General features: G+C 74.5%; 12 protein-coding genes. 7 read left to right on the top strand and 5 right to left on the bottom strand.

Translation table 11 applies throughout. From position 1 onward, the window contains the following. Positions 1 to 3: 3 nt before the first annotated feature. Positions 4 to 1260 (bottom strand): cytochrome P450, encoded by a 1257-nt coding sequence (locus ACWEFJ_RS11395; RefSeq protein WP_449713701.1) that lies wholly within the window; start codon positions 1258 to 1260, stop codon positions 4 to 6. 200 nt (positions 1261 to 1460) lie between these two features. Between ACWEFJ_RS11395 and ACWEFJ_RS11400 the strand changes: the two genes are divergently transcribed. The 3 genes from ACWEFJ_RS11400 to ACWEFJ_RS11410 all read left to right on the top strand — a co-directional run bounded on the left by ACWEFJ_RS11400 (position 1461) and on the right by ACWEFJ_RS11410 (position 4067). After that, positions 1461 to 1919, top strand: a complete 459-nt coding sequence (locus ACWEFJ_RS11400) for a MarR family winged helix-turn-helix transcriptional regulator (RefSeq protein WP_378084866.1) — start codon at positions 1461 to 1463, stop codon at positions 1917 to 1919. Beyond that, complete coding sequence (locus tag ACWEFJ_RS11405) at positions 1916 to 3472, top strand: MDR family MFS transporter (RefSeq protein ID WP_449713702.1); 1557 nt, start codon at positions 1916 to 1918, stop codon at positions 3470 to 3472. Before ACWEFJ_RS11400 ends, ACWEFJ_RS11405 begins: the two co-directional genes overlap by 4 nt. Before the next feature lie 169 nt (positions 3473 to 3641). Beyond that, positions 3642 to 4067: a DUF6010 family protein gene (locus tag ACWEFJ_RS11410; protein WP_378084868.1), complete on the top strand. Its 426-nt coding sequence runs from the start codon at positions 3642 to 3644 to the stop codon at positions 4065 to 4067. Positions 4068 to 4121: 54 nt separating this feature from the next. Here the strand turns inward: ACWEFJ_RS11410 and ACWEFJ_RS11415 are convergent, their stop codons facing one another. Beyond that, on the bottom strand, positions 4122 to 4604 hold the full coding sequence (locus tag ACWEFJ_RS11415; protein WP_449713703.1) for a ricin-type beta-trefoil lectin domain protein: 483 nt from the start codon (positions 4602 to 4604) through the stop codon (positions 4122 to 4124). 378 nt (positions 4605 to 4982) lie between these two features. Between ACWEFJ_RS11415 and ACWEFJ_RS11420 the strand changes: the two genes are divergently transcribed. Further along, the gene (locus ACWEFJ_RS11420; protein WP_449713704.1) at positions 4983 to 5351 is read left to right on the top strand and encodes an HIT family protein; all 369 of its coding nucleotides are present in this window, start codon (positions 4983 to 4985) and stop codon (positions 5349 to 5351) included. Between the two features lie 228 nt (positions 5352 to 5579). Here ACWEFJ_RS11420 and ACWEFJ_RS11425 read toward each other — a convergent pair whose 3' ends face one another. Then, the gene (locus ACWEFJ_RS11425) at positions 5580 to 7265 is read right to left on the bottom strand and encodes a PHP domain-containing protein (protein ID WP_449713705.1); all 1686 of its coding nucleotides are present in this window, start codon (positions 7263 to 7265) and stop codon (positions 5580 to 5582) included. Between the two features lie 188 nt (positions 7266 to 7453). Here ACWEFJ_RS11425 and ACWEFJ_RS11430 point away from each other — a divergent pair, with 188 nt between their 5' ends. After that, positions 7454 to 9997: a DUF4118 domain-containing protein gene (locus ACWEFJ_RS11430; RefSeq protein WP_449713706.1), complete on the top strand. Its 2544-nt coding sequence runs from the start codon at positions 7454 to 7456 to the stop codon at positions 9995 to 9997. Beyond that, positions 9994 to 10674 (top strand): response regulator, encoded by a 681-nt coding sequence (locus tag ACWEFJ_RS11435; RefSeq protein ID WP_449713707.1) that lies wholly within the window; start codon positions 9994 to 9996, stop codon positions 10672 to 10674. Before ACWEFJ_RS11430 ends, ACWEFJ_RS11435 begins: the two co-directional genes overlap by 4 nt. On the opposite strand, the gene ACWEFJ_RS11440 is transcribed toward ACWEFJ_RS11435, so the two are convergent. Next, on the bottom strand, positions 10675 to 11808 hold the full coding sequence (locus ACWEFJ_RS11440; protein WP_449713708.1) for a hypothetical protein: 1134 nt from the start codon (positions 11806 to 11808) through the stop codon (positions 10675 to 10677). It abuts the gene before it with no gap. A gap of 258 nt (positions 11809 to 12066) precedes the next feature. Between ACWEFJ_RS11440 and ACWEFJ_RS11445 the strand changes: the two genes are divergently transcribed. Continuing rightward, positions 12067 to 15288 carry a S8 family serine peptidase gene (locus ACWEFJ_RS11445; protein WP_449713709.1) on the top strand — a complete coding sequence of 1074 codons (3222 nt, stop codon included), beginning with the start codon at positions 12067 to 12069 and terminating at the stop codon, positions 15286 to 15288. Between the two features lie 20 nt (positions 15289 to 15308). Here the strand turns inward: ACWEFJ_RS11445 and ACWEFJ_RS11450 are convergent, their stop codons facing one another. After that, a complete protein-coding gene (locus ACWEFJ_RS11450) occupies positions 15309 to 15911 on the bottom strand; it encodes an HD domain-containing protein (RefSeq protein WP_449713710.1) in 603 nt (200 codons plus the stop codon). Between the last annotated feature and the right edge of the window lie 11 nt (positions 15912 to 15922).

A 15922-nucleotide genomic window follows, 5' to 3' on the forward strand; every position in this document is an offset into this window, starting at 1 on the left:
GACTCAGGCGTCCCAGGTGATCGGCAGCGCGTGCACGCCGTACACCAGCATGTCCTCGCGCAGCGGCACCTCCTCCGCCGGCACGGCCAGCCGCAGGCCCGGCAGCCGGGTGAGCAGGCCGGTGAACCCGGCCGCCATCTCCACCCGCGCCAACTGCTGGCCCAGGCACTGGTGCACGCCGTGCCCGAACGCCAGGTGCGGCCCGCGCGGGCGGGTCACGTCCAGCTCGTCCGGCCGGGGGTACTGGTGCGGGTCGCGGTTGGCGGCCGGCACCGACACCAGCACGGTCGAGTCGGGCGGGACCACCTCGCCGGCGATCTCCACCTCCTCCAGCGTGGTGCGGACGACCCCCAGGTGCACGATCGACAGGTAGCGCAGCAGCTCCTCCACCGCCCCGGCGACCAACGACGGGTCCGCGCGCAGCGCGGCGAGCTGCCCGGGGTGCTCCAGCAGGGCGAACGTGCCGAGCGCCAGCATGTTGGCCGTCGTCTCGTGGCCCGCGACCAGCAGCAGGTTCGCGATGCCGATCAGCTCGTCGTCGGTGAGCGTCGGGTCGGCCTCGATCAGGCCGGACAGGATGTCGTCGGTGGGCTCGGCGCGCTTGGCCTCCACCAGGCGGCGCATGAACGCGCGCAGCTCGTCGGCGACCCGGATCGTCTCGGCCACCGGCACGTCGAGCTTGAGCAGCGTGCCGGTGCGCTCCTGGAACTCGGCGCGGTCGCGGTACTCGACGCCCAGCAGCTCGCAGATCACCAGTGACGGCACCGGCAGGGCGAACGCCCGGACCAGGTCGGCCCCCGGACCGGCGGCGACCATCGCGTCGAGGTGGTCGGCGACGATCCGCTCGATGCGCGGTTCGAGCCGGCGCATCCGGCGCACGGTGAACTGGCCGGTGAGCAGCCTGCGGTACCGGGTGTGGTCGGGCGGGTCCATGGTGATGAAGCTGCCGGCGCGGGCCCGGCCGTCGGCGAGCCGGGCGCGGACCTCCGGGGGCAGCTTCTCCAGCACGCGGCGGCTGCGGAACCGGTCGGAGCTGAGCCGCGGGTCGCCCAGCAGGGTGCGGGCCAGCGCGTGGTTCGTGACGACCCACACCGGGTCGCCGTCGAGCATGGTCATCCGGTGCACCGGGCCCTGCGCGACGAGCTCGGAGAGGGCCCGCGGCGGGTCGAAGGGGCCCGCGTCGCGGCGGGTGTGCTCGGGCGGCAGGGGAACCGTCGGTCTGCCGGAGGCGGGGCGCTTGTCCTGGGAAGCGGTGGTCATCGACGTTCCGTCCCCGACCCGGTGCGTGACCGGGCCGCTGCTCTCGGCGATGTGATGACTCACGGTACCAAAACATGCACAGTGTGCAGCTTTTTCGGCGGGCAGGCCGGTGTAACTCAATGCACAGCGAGCAAACTTGCACGACGTGCAAGTTAGAGCGATAGTTGTATGCGGCAAGCAATGCGAGGAAGGGGGACGGCATGGACGCCGTCTTGCGCGAGGTCGAGGACCGGATGCGCGACCTGCTCAGGATCGTGCGGATGGTGAAGCAACGGCGCCACCACCTCTCGTCCGGCCTGATCGGCACGCTCGCCCTGATCGACCGCGCCGCCGGCAACCCCACCGGCTGCCACGCCAAGGAACTGGCCGCCCAGGCCGGGCTCGACCCGTCCACGGTCAGCCGGGCGGTGGCCGCCCTGGTCGCCAACGGCCTGGTCGAACGGCGCGCCGACCCCGACGACGGCCGCGCCAGCATCCTCGTGGTGACCGAGCGCGGTCACGCGGAGCTGGCCGCCATGCGCGACTGGTACCACCAGCTCCTGCACCGCGCGTTCGCCGACTGGAGCCCGCAAGAGGTCGAGGCGCTGACCGCATCCCTGGGACGCCTGACCACCGACATCGAAGGAGCCCTCGGCTCCACCTTGGAGGCCGCGCGATGAGCGCACCCGCCACCACCACCGGCGCGATGAGCCACAGGCAGGTCCTGGAGGCTTTGAGCGGCCTGTTGTTGGTGTTGTTCGTCGCGATGCTCAGCGGCACCGTCGTCTCCACGGCGCTGCCGCAGATCATCGGCGCGCTCGACGGTTCGCAGACCCAGTACACGTGGGTCGTGACCGCCACCCTGCTGACCGCGACCGCCGCCACGCCGATCTGGGGCAAGCTCGCGGACCTGTTCGACAAGAAGACCCTGGTCCAGGTCGCCATCGTGATCTTCGTGCTGGGCTCGGTGGTCAGCGGCTTCGCGCAGAGCGCGGGCCAGCTCATCGCCGCCCGCGCGTTCCAGGGCATCGGCGTCGGCGGCCTGCAGGCGCTGGTGCAGGTCGTGATCGCGGCGATGATCCCGCCCCGCGAGCGCGGCCGCTACAACGGCTACCTCGGCGGCGTGATGGCCCTGGCCACGGTCGGCGGCCCGCTGCTCGGCGGCCTCATCGTGGACACCTCGTGGCTGGGCTGGCGCTGGTGCTTCTTCATCGGCGTGCCGGTCGCGGTGATCGCCCTGTTCGTGCTCCAGGCCACCCTGAAGGTGCCGAGCGTGCGGCGGGAGGACGTGAAGATCGACTACCTGGGCGCGGGCCTGATCGCGGTCGGCGTGAGCGTGCTGCTGGTCTGGATCTCGTTCGTGGACGGGTCGTTCGCCTGGCTGTCGTGGCAGACCTTCGCCATGGTGGGCGCGTCGGTGGTGCTGCTGGGCGCGGCGGTGGCCGTGGAGGCCCGCGCGGCGGAGCCGGTGGTGCCGCTGCGGATCGTGAAGCAGCGCACGACGGCGTTGGCGATCCTGGCCAGCGTGGCGGTCGGCATGGCGATGTTCGGCGGCGCGGTGTTCCTCGGCCAGTACTTCCAGATCGGCCGCGGCTACACCCCGACCGAGGCCGGTCTGCTGACCATCCCGATGATGGCCGGCGTGCTGGGCGCGTCCATCGTGTCCGGGCGGCTGATCACCAAGACCGGTCGGGTCAAGCCCTACATCGTGGCGGGCGCGGCGACGCTGGTGGTCGGGTTCTTCCTGCTGGGCCAGATCGACCACGCCACGTCGCTCGTGCTGGTCGGCGGCGCGATGCTGCTCGTCGGCGTCGGGGTCGGCATGAGCATGCAGAACCTGGTGCTCGCGGTGCAGAACACGGTGCCGCTGAAGGACATCGGCGCGGCCAGCTCGACCATCGCGTTCTTCCGGTCGCTGGGCGGCACGGTCGGCGTGTCGGTGCTCGGCGCGGTGCTGGCGCGCCGGGTCGAGAGCGCCATCACCCGCGACCTGACCGCGGCGGGCATCCCCGTCTCCGGCGGTGGCGGCGGCAGCCTCAACCTCAACGTCCTGCCGGACGCCGTGCAGCACATCATCCGGGCCGCGTACGGCGACGCCACCGGGCACATCTTCCTGATCTCGGCGGCCATCGCCGTGGTCGGCGTGGCGGCGGCGCTGCTGCTCAAGCCGATCACCCTGCGCACGAGCCTGGACCTGGCCGAGCAGCGGCCGGCGGTCGGGGCGGACGCCTGACGGGTCGGACCGAGGGGATCCCGGCGGGGCGGTGACCACAGGTCGCCGCCCCGCCCTTCTGTTGGCGAGAACCCGTCGGGATCTGGCACCGCGGCCGCTCCCGCGCGGGCCGTCGCGCTCCTACCGTCCACGGTGAACAACCCACCTGCGACGACAAGGACCGCCAACCATGGTCGTGGTCACGGCACTGCTCATCGGCGTGCTGTACGTGCTCCTGAACTCCCTCGTGCCCGAGCGGCACCGCCGGCCGTTCAACGCGGTCATGGTCGGCGGCGCGGGCGCGGCCTACCTCAGCGGCGGCGGGCTCGGCGCGTGGGAGTTCGCCATCACCGCCGTGATCACCTACTGCGCGTTCCGCGGCCTGCGGTCGTGGACGTTCATCGGCATCGGGTGGCTCGTGCACACGGCCGCCGACGTGGCGCACCACCGGTACGGCAACCCGATCGTCCCGTTCGCCGAGCACTCGTCGCTCGGCTGCGCGATCTGCGACCCGGTGATCGCGCTGTGGGCGTTCGCCGGCGGACCGGGCCTGCGGTCGATGACCCCGGCGGCGCTCGTGCGGGCCCTGCGCCGGTCGCGCACCGCCGACCGGTAGCGCCGGGGCCGCCACGGGGTCGGGCGCGTGACCCCGTGGCGACGATCCGGCGGGCTACTGCTCGTTCACGTACCACCGCTGGTCGCGGTCGGAGAGGTCGCACTCCTCCAGGCGCGGGCTGCGCTCGTGCCCGTCGTAGGTCAGGCAGGTGCCGAACTCGTCGTTGACGAACACCCGCGACGCGCCGCTGCCCTCGCGCCACCACAACTGCCCGGGGTCGCCCGGGTCGCACTCGCGGCCCTTGAGGATGCCGCCGATCGCCGCCGCGCACAGGCCGGTCCCGACGTTCCGGATCAGGTTGTCGCCGCTGCCGAGGCGCCACCGTTGCCGGTCGATGCCCCGGTACTCCTCGGTGATGATCGGCTTGGTGTCCCAGAGGGTCTGCAGCCAGACGTCCTCCGAGCCGTTCGCGCTCTCGATCACCGCCAGGGTCGCCTGCGCGGCGACGTCCGCTCTCGCCTCCGCCCCCGCGTGCGGGGCGAACACCGCCGCCGAACCCACGACCGCCAGTGCGACCAACGCCTTGCGCAGTGCCATGGAATCCACCTCTCCCGTTGTCCCGGGCGGCGTGGTGGGCGGCCCGGAGAGCCGAAACTCGGCCGACCCAGTACAGCGAGAGCGCGCCCACGACAGCCAGCAACGCGACTCGTGCGGGTGAAGAGAGAACCCGTTGCGGTGCTCAAGCGACGACCGGCACCACGCAGCGCGCCCGTTCGACGGTCCCGCGCCGAACCGACGTTCACCGGCACAGGTGGGTGAGTGAGCCTGCCGCGCCCACCGTCCGCGCCACTCCCCGACCGGCTCGCGGTGGCGTGACCGGAGGCGGCGCACGCCGTCCCCGTGACCCGTTGCCCGACCCGCCGGGCAACGGGCGACAGCTGCCGGGGGAGGGGGTCCGAGCGCGACGATCGGACCATGACGAACTGCCCGTTCTGCTCCATCGCCGCCGGTGACGCCCCGGCGGTCGTCGTCCGCTCCTGGCCCGACGCCGTGGCGATCCGCCCGCGCTCGGGCGGTGTGAACCCGGGACACGTCCTGGTGCTCCCGCGCGTCCACGTGGACGACGTCGGCGTCGACCCGGCGGTGACGGCCGCGGTGATGCGGCGCGCGGCCGAGTTGGCGGCCGAGCTGCCCGACGCCAACGTCATCACCAGCAAGGGCCGGGCCGCCACGCAAACCGTCCGGCACCTGCACGTGCACGTGGTGCCGCGGCGGGAGGACGACGGCCTGCCGCTGCCGTGGACCCCGCGGCCCGCGACCCGCGCCGGCGGGGCGGCGGTCTGACGAGCCGGCCGGGGCGAACGGCTCTCCGCGCCACAACACGATCACGGCCGGGGTGAGCCGTTCGGCGAGCGGCCGGTCGCGGGTCGCCGCCTGGCACCCGAGGCGCACGTCGTCATCGCAGCGCGAGGAGCCGTCATCGCGCCCCCGGCTCCACTGCGGACATCGGCCGCCCCGGGGCCTCCGGCAGTGCCCCGCGCCGCGCGTGACGGCACGGCGCGGGACACGGTGTCAGATCACGTCCACGAAGACCGGGTTCGCGTAGAACCACAGGTCCGACCACGGGTCGGCGTCGCCGACGACGTCCATCACCGGGTGGCCGTCGGCGGTGAGCCGGTTGCCGTCCGACCCGCGCAGCCGCAGGTAGAACGCGCCCTCCACGCGGCGGAACGCGTGCGTGAACCGCACCGTGCCGCGCGCGGTGCGGGGCACCTCGAACTGCTCGACCACCCGCGTGCCGGGCGCGGAGAACGCGTCGCGGTCCGCGGCCGGGCCGGTCACCGGGCCCGCGATCAGGTCCACCTTCGCGAGCCGGGGCACGGCGCCGCCGAAGTTCGCGCCGCGCGCCAGGTCGACCTCGACCACCACCTCGACGTCGTCGCCGCGCCGCACGAACGTGCGGCCGCCGATCGTGACGCCCCGGGCGTCGCCCTCCCCGAGCGACCTCACCCGCACGGTCAGCCCGTCGATGAGCCGCCCGTGCACCGCCACGACCCTGCCTGCCTGCATCCCGCGCATGACGTCCACATAGGACTTCGAGTCCGCGCCGACGAGGGTCGAGCTGTAGAAGCCGGGCCAGTAGTCGCCGTAGACCTGCGGCGTGCCGGTGTCCACGGGCGCGCCCCGGCTGCCGGTCGCGTTGTGGTCGCCGGCGCCGGGCTTGAACGTGTCCAGGTGCACCTGGTGCGCGTCGGAGGTGGCGGTGACCCACCACGGCCTGCCCTCGGCCAGCAGCGAGTCCCACAGGCCGCCGACCTTGGCCGTCATCCAGTCGAACCCGCCGTAGGTCCGGTACGGGTTCTCGGCGGCCGTGGGCGCGAAGCCGGGGAAGCTGTCCTGGTTCGGCGCGCCGTCGTAGTAGCCCCGCGCGCCGCCGCGGCCGCCGTCGGCGGTCCTGATGCCCGCCGCCTGGTGGCCGGGCGCGCCCTCCATGCCCACCGCCACGCCCGGCGCGGCGTCGCGCCAGCCGCGCAGCTCGTGCGGGCTGTCCACGCCGCGCCGGGCCGGGTGGTTGGCGAACATCAGCGCGATCTCCGTGCGGCCGGACAGCACCTGCGCCTCCAGGTACCGCAGCGCGGCCAACGCGTACGGCTCGCCGTCGGCCGAGGTGGCGCGGGCGATCAGGCCCTTGCCGCCGCTCGCCGCGGGCGTGGACAGGATCCCGCCGTCGTAGGCGGCCTCGAAGGCGCGCAGGATGTCCACCGCGGACCGGCCGGGCGGCAGGAACACCGTGGCGTGCTCGGCGCCCGGGATGTTCCACTCCAGACCCTGGTAGACGAGCACGTCCCGGTGCGCCCGGCGGGCGCGCTCGACGTCCGGCGCGACCTGGCCGACGGAGAACTTCTCGTGCGCCACCCCGCCGTGGTCGGTGATGACGATCCAGTCCAGCCCGTGCTCACGGGCCTTGGCGACCTGCTGGGCCACCTCGTACTGGCCGTCGGAGGAGTACTTGGTGTGGGTGTGGTGGTCGCCCGCGAACCACCGCCCCCGGCCGCGCCACGGGTTCACCGGGACCGGCGGCCGGTCGTCGTGCGCGTGGGCGGGCACCGCGCCGAGCGTGGTGGCCACGCCCGTCGCGCCCAGCCCGGCCAGGAACCGGCGTCGCGCCACCGAGAGCGGCCGGTCGTCCCCGACGTCGCGCCGGCTGCCTTCCGCTTCCCCGTGGTGGTGATCGTGGGCGTGGTGGTCGTGTGACATGCGGAACTCCGATCGCAGCGGCCCGGACGGCGGCAGGCCGAGTATCGGTTCGGCGCCCCGAGCCGGGTGGTGCGTCGAGCCGAACACCCGGTGAACACTCCGACGCCGGCCCGCGCCGGCCCGTCAAGACCGCGTAAAGGACCGGGGTTCGCCCGTGCGGCGCAACGGACGCGCGCACACTGGGCCCCGTGGACGGCAAGCGCAAGCGCGGCGAGCTGAGGATCTACCTCGGCGCGGCCCCCGGTGTCGGCAAGACGTTCGCCATGCTCGGCGAGGCGCACCGCCGCCGGGCACGGGGCACGGACGTGGTCGTCGGCCTGGTCGAGACCCACGGCCGGGACAGGACCGCGGCCCTGCTCGACGGCCTGGAGCAGCTGCCGCGCCGGCCGTCCGACGGCGAGCTGGACCTCGACGCGCTGCTCGCCCGCAGGCCCGAGGTCGCGGTGGTGGACGAGCTGGCGCACACCAACGCGCCGGCCTCCCGCCACGCCAAGCGCTGGCAGGACGTCGAGGAGCTGCTGGATGCGGGGATCGACGTGCTCTCGACGGTCAACGTCCAGCACCTGGAGTCGCTCAACGACGTGGTCGAGCGCATCACCGGCGTGCGGCAGCGCGAGACCGTGCCGGACGAGGTGGTGCGGCGCGCCGAGCAGGTCGAGCTGGTCGACCTCACGCCCGAGGCGCTGCGCCGCCGCCTCGCCCACGGCAACGTCTACGCCGCCCACAAGATCGACGCGGCGCTGGGCAACTACTTCCGGCTCGGGAACCTGACCGCGCTGCGGGAACTGGCCCTGCTGTGGGTGGCCGACCAGGTGGACGTGGCGTTGCAGCGCTACCGCTCCGAGCAGCGCATCACCGACACGTGGGAGACCCGCGAACGGGTCGTGGTGGCGATCAGCGGCGGGCCGGAGAGCGAGACGCTGATCCGCCGGGCCCGGCGCGTCGCGGCCAGGGCGGGCGCGGACCTCATGGTGGTGCACATCCTGCGCGGCGACGGCCTGCGCGGCGTGTCACCGCAGCTCGTGGCCGGGCTGCGGCGGGTGACCGAGGACGTCGGCGCGACGTTCCACACGGTGGTGGGCGACGACGTGCCGACCGCGCTGCTCGACTTCGCCCGCGGCGTGAACGCGACCCAGCTCGTGCTCGGCACGTCCCGCCGGTCGCGGCTGGCCAGGGTGTTCGACGAGGGCATCGGCGCGGCCGTGATCCAGGCGTCCGGGCCGATCGACGTGCACATGGTCACCCACGACGAGGCCCGGCGCGGGCCGCGGCGGCGGTGGGGCGGCGCGAAGCACGCCCGGTCCCGCCAACTGCTCGGCTGGGGGCTGGCCGTGCTGCTGCCGGCCCTGGTGACGGCGGTGGGCCGGCTGTGGCACGACAGCCTCTCGCCATCCACGGACCTGATCGGGTTCTTCCTGGCCACCGTGGTGGTCGCGCTGGTCGGCGGGTACGGCCCGGCGGTGGCGACCGCGTTCCTCGGCGCCGGGCTGCTCAACTACTTCTTCACCCCGCCCTACCACAGCCTGGCCGTGGCCGGCCCGGCGAACCTCGTCACGCTGGTCGCGATGCTGGTGGTGGCGGTGCTGGTCGCGCTGGTGGTGGACCGGGCGGCCCGGCTGGCCGAGCAGGGCGCGCGGGCCCGCACCGAGGCCGCGTTGCTCGCCTCCTACGCGCGCACGGTGCTGACCAGCCCGTTCCCGTTGCCGAGGCTGCTGGAGAAGGTGCGGGAGAACTTCGGGCTGGAGTCGGTGGCGTTGCTGGAGCGGCGCGACGGGACGTGGGAGCGGGTGGCGTGCGTGGGTCCGCGGCCGTGCGCCGAGCCCGACGACGCGGACGTGGACGTGCCCGTGACGGCGGACGTGCACCTGGCGCTGCGCGGCCGCACGCTGCCCGCGGCCGACCAGCGGGCGCTGGAGGCCGCGGCCGGGCAGGCGTTGATGGCGTTGCGGCAGCAGCGGATGGCCGCCGAGACGGCCGAGGCGCAGCGGCGGGCCGAGACCACCGAGCTGCGCACGGCGCTGCTGTCCGCCGTCGGCCACGACCTGCGCACCCCGTTGACCTCGATCAAGGCCGCGATCGGCAGCCTGCGCGACACCGACCTCGCGTTGTCCGAGCAGGACACGTCGGAGCTGCTGGAGACCGTCGAGGTGTCCGCGGACCGGCTGACCGGCCTGATCGACAACCTGCTCGACTCGTCCCGGCTGGCCACCGGCGCGGTCGTGCCGCAACTGCGGGCCGTGACCTACGACGAGGTGGTGGCCCGCGCCCTGGCCGGCATCGACGACCGCGACACGGTGTCCGTGGACGTGGCCGAACACCTGCCGCCCGTGCTCGCGGACCTCGGCCTGCTGGAACGCGTGGTCGCCAACGTGGTCGACAACGCGCTGCGGCACGGCAGGCTCACCCCGCGCCGCCTGGTCGACGTGGACGGCGACGGCCGGATCCGGGCCGACGAGCCGGAGGTCGCGGTGCGCGCCAGCGCCTACGGCGACCGGGTGGAGCTGCGGGTCGTGGACCACGGGCAGGGGCTGCCGAAGAACACGGCCGACGCGGTGTTCGCGCCGTTCCAACGCCTCGGCGACCGCGACGCCACGCCCGGCGTCGGCCTGGGGTTGAGCGTGGCGAAGGGCTTCGTGGACGCCATGGGCGGCGCCATCACCGCGGAGGACACCCCCGGCGGCGGCCTGACCATCGTCATCTCGCTGCCGACCGCCGCGGTGACGACCGCATGACCACGGTCCTGGTGGTCGACGACGACCCGCTGATCGTGCGCGCGCTGCGGATCACGCTCAACGCCCGCGGCTACGGCGTGCTCACCGCGTCCGACGGCGCGTCGGCGCTGCGCGCGGCCGACGAGCACCCCGACGTGGTGGTGCTGGACCTCGGCCTGCCCGACGCGGACGGCGTCGACGTGATCGCCGGCCTGCGCCGCGCCACCACCGCGCCGATCATCGTGCTGTCCGCCCGGACGGACTCGGCGGAGAAGGTGCGCGCGCTGGACGCGGGCGCCGACGACTACGTCACCAAGCCCTTCGGCGTGGACGAGTTCCTGGCCCGGCTGCGGGCCGCCGTGCGGCGCTCGGCCCACCGGCGGGTCCCCGCCGAGGAGCCGCTCGTCCGCACCGCGTCGTTCACCGTGGACCTGACCGCGAAGAAGATCCACCGCGACGGGACCGAGGTGCGCCTGACGCCGACCGAGTGGGGCCTGCTGGAGGCCCTGGTGCGGGCGGGCGGCGAGGCGCTCAGCCCGCAGCGGCTGCTCGCGGAGGTGTGGGGGCCGAACCACACGTCGGCCACCCACTACCTGCGCGTGTACCTGGTCCAGCTGCGGCGCAAGCTCGAACCGGACCCGGCCCACCCCCGGCACCTGGTCACCGAACCGGGCCGGGGCTACCGCTTCCAGCCCTGATCAGCGCCTCGGCGCGGGGGAGGGCAGGGTCCACCTGACGGCCTTGAGCGTGCCGTCGGCGGTGGTGCTCTCGCCCACCACCGTGCCCCGGTCGTTCAACGCGGTCGGCAGGCTGTGCGCGCCGCCCAGGGAACCGAGGTAGGTCACCGTCCCGTTGCGCCACAGGAACGCGCGGGGCGCGTCCGGGTTGGCCGCCGACGTCCAGCCGATCACGTCGCCGCGCTGGTTGACCGCGACCGCCTCGGACGGGCCGGGCACGCCCAGGTCCACCGGCTTGCCGCCGGCGGGCCACAGCACCGCCTTGCGCTCGCCGGTGAACTGCCTGGTCCAGCCGACCACGTCACCGCGCTCGTTGAGCGCCTGCGGCCCGTTGGCCACCCCGCCGTCCTCGGCCAGCACCGTCACGCCCGAGCCGTCCCACCGCAACGCCTGCGTGCCCTGGTTGCCCACGACGACGCCCGCGCCGTTGATCGCCTCGACCGAGTACGTCCCCGAGCCCGGCACCGTGGCCAGCCGCTCGCACGTCGTCGTGGTCGCGCAGCGGAACGCGTACGCGTCCCCGCTGAACATCGGCAGCTTCGCGCCCGCCACCACACCGGCGTCGTTGATCGCGCTCAGCCACAGGTGCGGCCCGGACACCGGCAGCGTCGTGTGCGTGCCGTCGCGCCACAGGATCGCGCGCTCCTGGTGGTAACCCGACGACGAGGAGGAGGTGGTCATCGGCACCGAGCCGCTGTCGTTGATCGCCGACGCGACGACCCAGCCGCTGCCCGGCGAGATGTCGGTGGCCCCGCCCGCCTGCCAGATCCGCGGCCGCTGGACGTACGGCCCGGCGCCGCTGACCGCCTCCTGGATCAGCACCTGGCCGACCTGGTTGAGCCCCGAGGGCGTGCCGGCGCCGAGGTCGGTGGCCGCGCCGCCGGGCGACCAGTGCACGGTGTGCGGCGCGCCGTTGCCGGACGTGAACCCGATGACCTGGCCGAGGTCGTTGACCGCGACCGCGCGGTGCGTCGGGTAGCCGGGCAGGCCGGGCAGCGCGGTGACGAGGACGGCGGCCCGGGCGTCCGGCGCGGCCACCAGCGGGAGGGCCAGGGCGAGCGCCGCGATGGCCGCGGTCGTGCGTGACTTGGGCATGGTCGCTCCATTGCGAGATGTCCACTGAATCGATTCGAACGTAACCGCGCGGCCCCGCGGCCGGCGTCGTCCGGACAGCGGAATCGCCGGCCGGACCGGCGACCGGCCGCCGCCGGAGCACGACGTGCCGCGACTGGGCCGATCGGGTGTCGCGGCCCCGGCTGCGCCTCCCCGAAGCAACGTCGTCGCTCTCCGGGGTGTCCTAGTCACCGAGGGCAGTGGCGACCGCGGAGGCGCCGCCACGACGAGGGGAGTTCGATGGCCTGGGGCACGAGGGCACGCAGGATCGCGGCGCCGCTGGCGCTCGCGCTGGCCGCGGCGGTGGTGACGGCGGCGGTGACCGTCCCGTCGTCCGCCGCGCCCGCGCCGCCGACCGGCGGCCGGGGGGACGGCGCGCCACCGGAGGGGACGGTCACGCTCGTGACCGGTGACGTGGTGACCGTGCGCGGGGGCCGCGCCGACGTGCGACCCGGTCGGGGGCGCGGCGACGTGGGGTTCGTGCAGCGGCTGGACGAGCACGGCGACCTGCACGTGCTGCCGACCGACGTGCTGGGGGACCTGCGGTCGGGGCGGCTGGACGAGCGGCTGTTCGCGGTGAGCGGCCTGATCCGGGCCGGGTACGACGACCGGTCGACCCGGGTGACGCCGCTGATCGTCACGTCGACCGGCCCGGCCGTCGCGGGGCAGCCGCTGCCCAGCGTCGGCGGGTACGCGGTCGAGGCGGCCAAGGACACCGCGTTCTGGACCGGCCTGCGGGCGTCCGGCGTGCGGGAGGTGTGGCTGGACGGTCCCGTCCGCGCCACCCTGGACCGCAGCGTCCCGCAGGTCGGCGCGCCCCTGGCGTGGCAGGCCGGGCACACCGGCGCGGGCGCGAAGGTCGCGGTCCTGGACACCGGCGTCGACGCGACGCACCCCGACCTCGCGGGCGCGGTGGTCGAGTCGCGCAACTTCAGCGACAGCCCCGACACCGACGACCGCGTCGGCCACGGCACGCACGTCGCCGCCACGATCACCGGCTCCGGCCGCTACCAGGGCGTCGCGCCGGACAGCGTGGTGCTCAACGGCAAGGTGCTCGGCGACCACGGCGGCGGCCGCGAGTCCGACATCATCGCGGGCATGGAGTGGGCCGTGGCGGCGGGAGCCGACGTGGTCAACATGAGCCTGGGCGCCTCGATGCGCACCGACGGCACCGACCCGATGTCCCAGGCGCTCAACCGGCTCACCGCCGACAGCGGCGCGCTGTTCGTCGTCGCGGCGGGCAACTCCGGCCCCGGCGAGCACTCCATCGGCAGCCCGGCGGCGGCCGACCGCGCGCTCACCGTCGGCGCGGTGGACCGGTCCGACCGGCTGGCCGAGTTCTCCTCGCGCGGACCGCGCTGGTCCGACCACGCGATCAAGCCGGACATCACCGCGCCGGGCGTGGACATCGTCGCGGCCAAGGCGAAGCTCGGCCGCATCGGCGCCCCGGCCGACGACGGGCACGTGGCGCTGTCCGGCACGTCGATGGCGACGCCGCACGTGGCGGGCGCGGCCGCGATCCTCGCCGCCCGACACCCCGACTGGACCGCCGACCGGATCAAGGCGGCGCTCATGGCGAGCGCCCGGCCGAACGCCGACCTGACCCCGTACGAGCAGGGCGCGGGCCGGCTCGACGTGGCCGCGGCCGTCACCACGTCGCTGACCGCGCGACCCGCCTCGCTGAGCCTGGGCGTGGCCCGGTGGCCGCACCACGACGACCAGCCGCTGGTGGCCGAGGTCGCCTACCACAACGCCGGCCCGGCCCCGGTGACCCTGGAGCCGGCCGCGGACCTGCGAGACCCGAACGGGGACCCGGCGCCCGCCGGCATGGTCGCGGTGTCGCCGTCGTCGGTCACGGTGCCGCCGGGCGGCGAGGCGACCGTCCGGGTCACCGTCACCACCTCGGTGGACGCGCCGGACGGCCGGTACGGCGGCGCGCTCGTGGTCGAGGGCGGCGCGACGCCGCTGCGCACGCCGATCGGGTTCACCAAGGAGGTCGAGAGCTACGACGTGAAGCTCACGTTCCTCGACCACACCGGCGCGCCCACCCCGGAGTACTTCTACCGCCTGGTCGACGTGGACCACCGCATGGCCTACCTGGACCACGACCCGTCCGGCACCGTGGTCGCCCGCCTGCCCAAGGGCACGTTCTACGCCGACGCGTTCATCGAGACGCCGGCCACCCGGCAGGTGACCCAGGTGCTGGAGCCCAGCTTCACCGTCACCGGTCCGACCGAGGCCGTGTTCGACGCGCGGGCGGGCAAACCGATCGCGCTCGCGGTGGACGAGCCGGGCGCGGAGGTCGGGCGCACCGAGGTGTACTTCCGCCGCACGGCGAGCTGGGGCGAGACGGGCACCGGCTTCATCGGGTTCCGCCCAGGCGACGTGCTGTTCACGCCGTCCAAGACCTCGGCGCCCGGCGTGGCCGGCTTCTCCGTCGCCGGCCGGCTCGCCAAGCCCGACGGCGACGGCTCCTACCTCGGCAGCCCGTACCAGTACTCCGTGGCGTGGTCGCACGACGGCGCCGTGCCCGACCGGCTCGACCGCGCGTTCCAGCGGCGCGACCTGGTGAAGGTCAAGGCGGTCGCGGCCGCGGGCGGCGCCGGCCAGACGGGGTTCCTCGACCAGATGACGGGCGGCCCGCTGCCGCTGCACGTCGACCGGTACTACTCGCCGGGCGTCGACTGGCACGGCGACTTCCTGCAGATGCCCGAACCGCAGGCGTTCCCGCCGCAGACGTCCCAGAGCACCGCGAAAGCGCGCCGCTTCGACCGGCCGACCACCGAGAAGTGGAACGCCGCCGTGTTCGGCCCGGCGTTCCCGCCGATGACCCGCGCCGCCGAGTGGGGTGGTCGGCTCGGCGACGAGGTGGCCGTCTCGGCGCCGATGTTCAGCGACCAGGACCCGAACCACTACGGCTTCTCGGAGGTCACGGCGGCGAAGACCACGCTGCACCGCGACGGCGTGCTGCTCGCCGAGTCGCCGTACGACGGCGCGGTGTCCGGCGTGGTGCCGCCGGGCAGGGGCACGTACCGCGTGCGCACCGAGGCCGAGCGGTCCGGCGTGGCCGAGCTGTCCACCCGCGTGGTGGCGGACTGGTCCTTCACGTCCGAGCACGTCGCGGGCGACGAGCCGGCGGCGCTGCCGCTGCTCGCGGTGCGGTTCGCGCCGTCCCTGGACGACCGCAACCGGGCCGCGGCCGGGCGTCCCTTCACGTTCCCGGTGTACGTGCAGCGCAACGGCACGACCGACACGCGCGACGTCGGCAGGCCCGCCGTGCAGGTGTCGTACGACGACGGCGCGTCCTGGCGGCCCGTGCCGCTGGTCAAGGTGGGTCAGCGGTGGCTGGCGGCGGTCGTGCACCCGGCCGGCGCGGCGTTCGTCTCGCTCAAGGCCCAGGCCCGGGACGCGGCGGGCAACTCGGTCGACCAGACGATCATCCGGGCCTACGCCCTGAAGTGATCACCGCCGGACGCGCCCGGTCACCGGCCGGGCGCGTCCAGCGGGTTGTCCAGGATCCGCTGCGCCCAGCCGTCGCGCATCAGCCCGGCGGCGGCGCAGTGCGGTTTGCGCTCGGCCTGGTCCCGGGCGCGCGCCAGGAACGCGTCGGCGAAGCCCAGGCGCGGGTAGCGGGTCAGGACGTCGCGCTTGACCCGGTCGGGGAACCGGTCCAGGCCGCCTCCGGACACGTCGGCGGTGACCGCGACCTGGAGCAGGTGGCTCTCCGGGTCGTCCTCCGCCGCCACGTCGTCGCGCATGTGCCGCACGATGATCTCCGCCAGCCGGTCGCGCCGCACCCGACCCCACCCCGCGCCCGCCGCGAACACCCACGCCAGGTGACCGCCCGCCTCCTCGAACGGCGCGGTGTGGCTGTCGAACGGGGTGGTGAGCGCCAGGTCGTGCAGGAGCGCGGCGACGTACAGCAGTTCGCCGTCGTGCGCCACGTCGGCTTTCGCGGCGTAGGCGGTGGCCCACGAGTAGGCGCGCTGCGAGTGGTTCAGCAGCCAGGGCTCGGCGTACTCGTGGCAGACCTCGAGCGCGGCTGCGGCGGCCTTCGAGTCGGGCCGGGCGAAGATGAAGTCCACGCCGTGCAGCC

This window comes from Actinosynnema sp. NPDC004786 (assembly GCF_053601135.1).

What these genes read in the sequence shown, in the direction of transcription:
- ACWEFJ_RS11405 (WP_449713702.1), top strand. Translation starts at nt 1,916, where the DNA reads ATGAGCGCACCCGCCACCACCACCGGCGCGATGAGCCACAGGCAGGTC.
- ACWEFJ_RS11420 (WP_449713704.1), top strand. Translation starts at nt 4,983, where the DNA reads ATGACGAACTGCCCGTTCTGCTCCATCGCCGCCGGTGACGCCCCGGCG.
- ACWEFJ_RS11400 (WP_378084866.1), top strand. Translation starts at nt 1,461, where the DNA reads ATGGACGCCGTCTTGCGCGAGGTCGAGGACCGGATGCGCGACCTGCTC.
- ACWEFJ_RS11395 (WP_449713701.1), bottom strand. Translation starts at nt 1,260, where the DNA reads ATGACCACCGCTTCCCAGGACAAGCGCCCCGCCTCCGGCAGACCGACG.
- ACWEFJ_RS11425 (WP_449713705.1), bottom strand. Translation starts at nt 7,265, where the DNA reads ATGTCACACGACCACCACGCCCACGATCACCACCACGGGGAAGCGGAA.
- ACWEFJ_RS11415 (WP_449713703.1), bottom strand. Translation starts at nt 4,604, where the DNA reads ATGGCACTGCGCAAGGCGTTGGTCGCACTGGCGGTCGTGGGTTCGGCG.
- ACWEFJ_RS11445 (WP_449713709.1), top strand. Translation starts at nt 12,067, where the DNA reads ATGGCCTGGGGCACGAGGGCACGCAGGATCGCGGCGCCGCTGGCGCTC.
- ACWEFJ_RS11440 (WP_449713708.1), bottom strand. Translation starts at nt 11,808, where the DNA reads ATGCCCAAGTCACGCACGACCGCGGCCATCGCGGCGCTCGCCCTGGCC.
- ACWEFJ_RS11410 (WP_378084868.1), top strand. Translation starts at nt 3,642, where the DNA reads ATGGTCGTGGTCACGGCACTGCTCATCGGCGTGCTGTACGTGCTCCTG.
- ACWEFJ_RS11435 (WP_449713707.1), top strand. Translation starts at nt 9,994, where the DNA reads ATGACCACGGTCCTGGTGGTCGACGACGACCCGCTGATCGTGCGCGCG.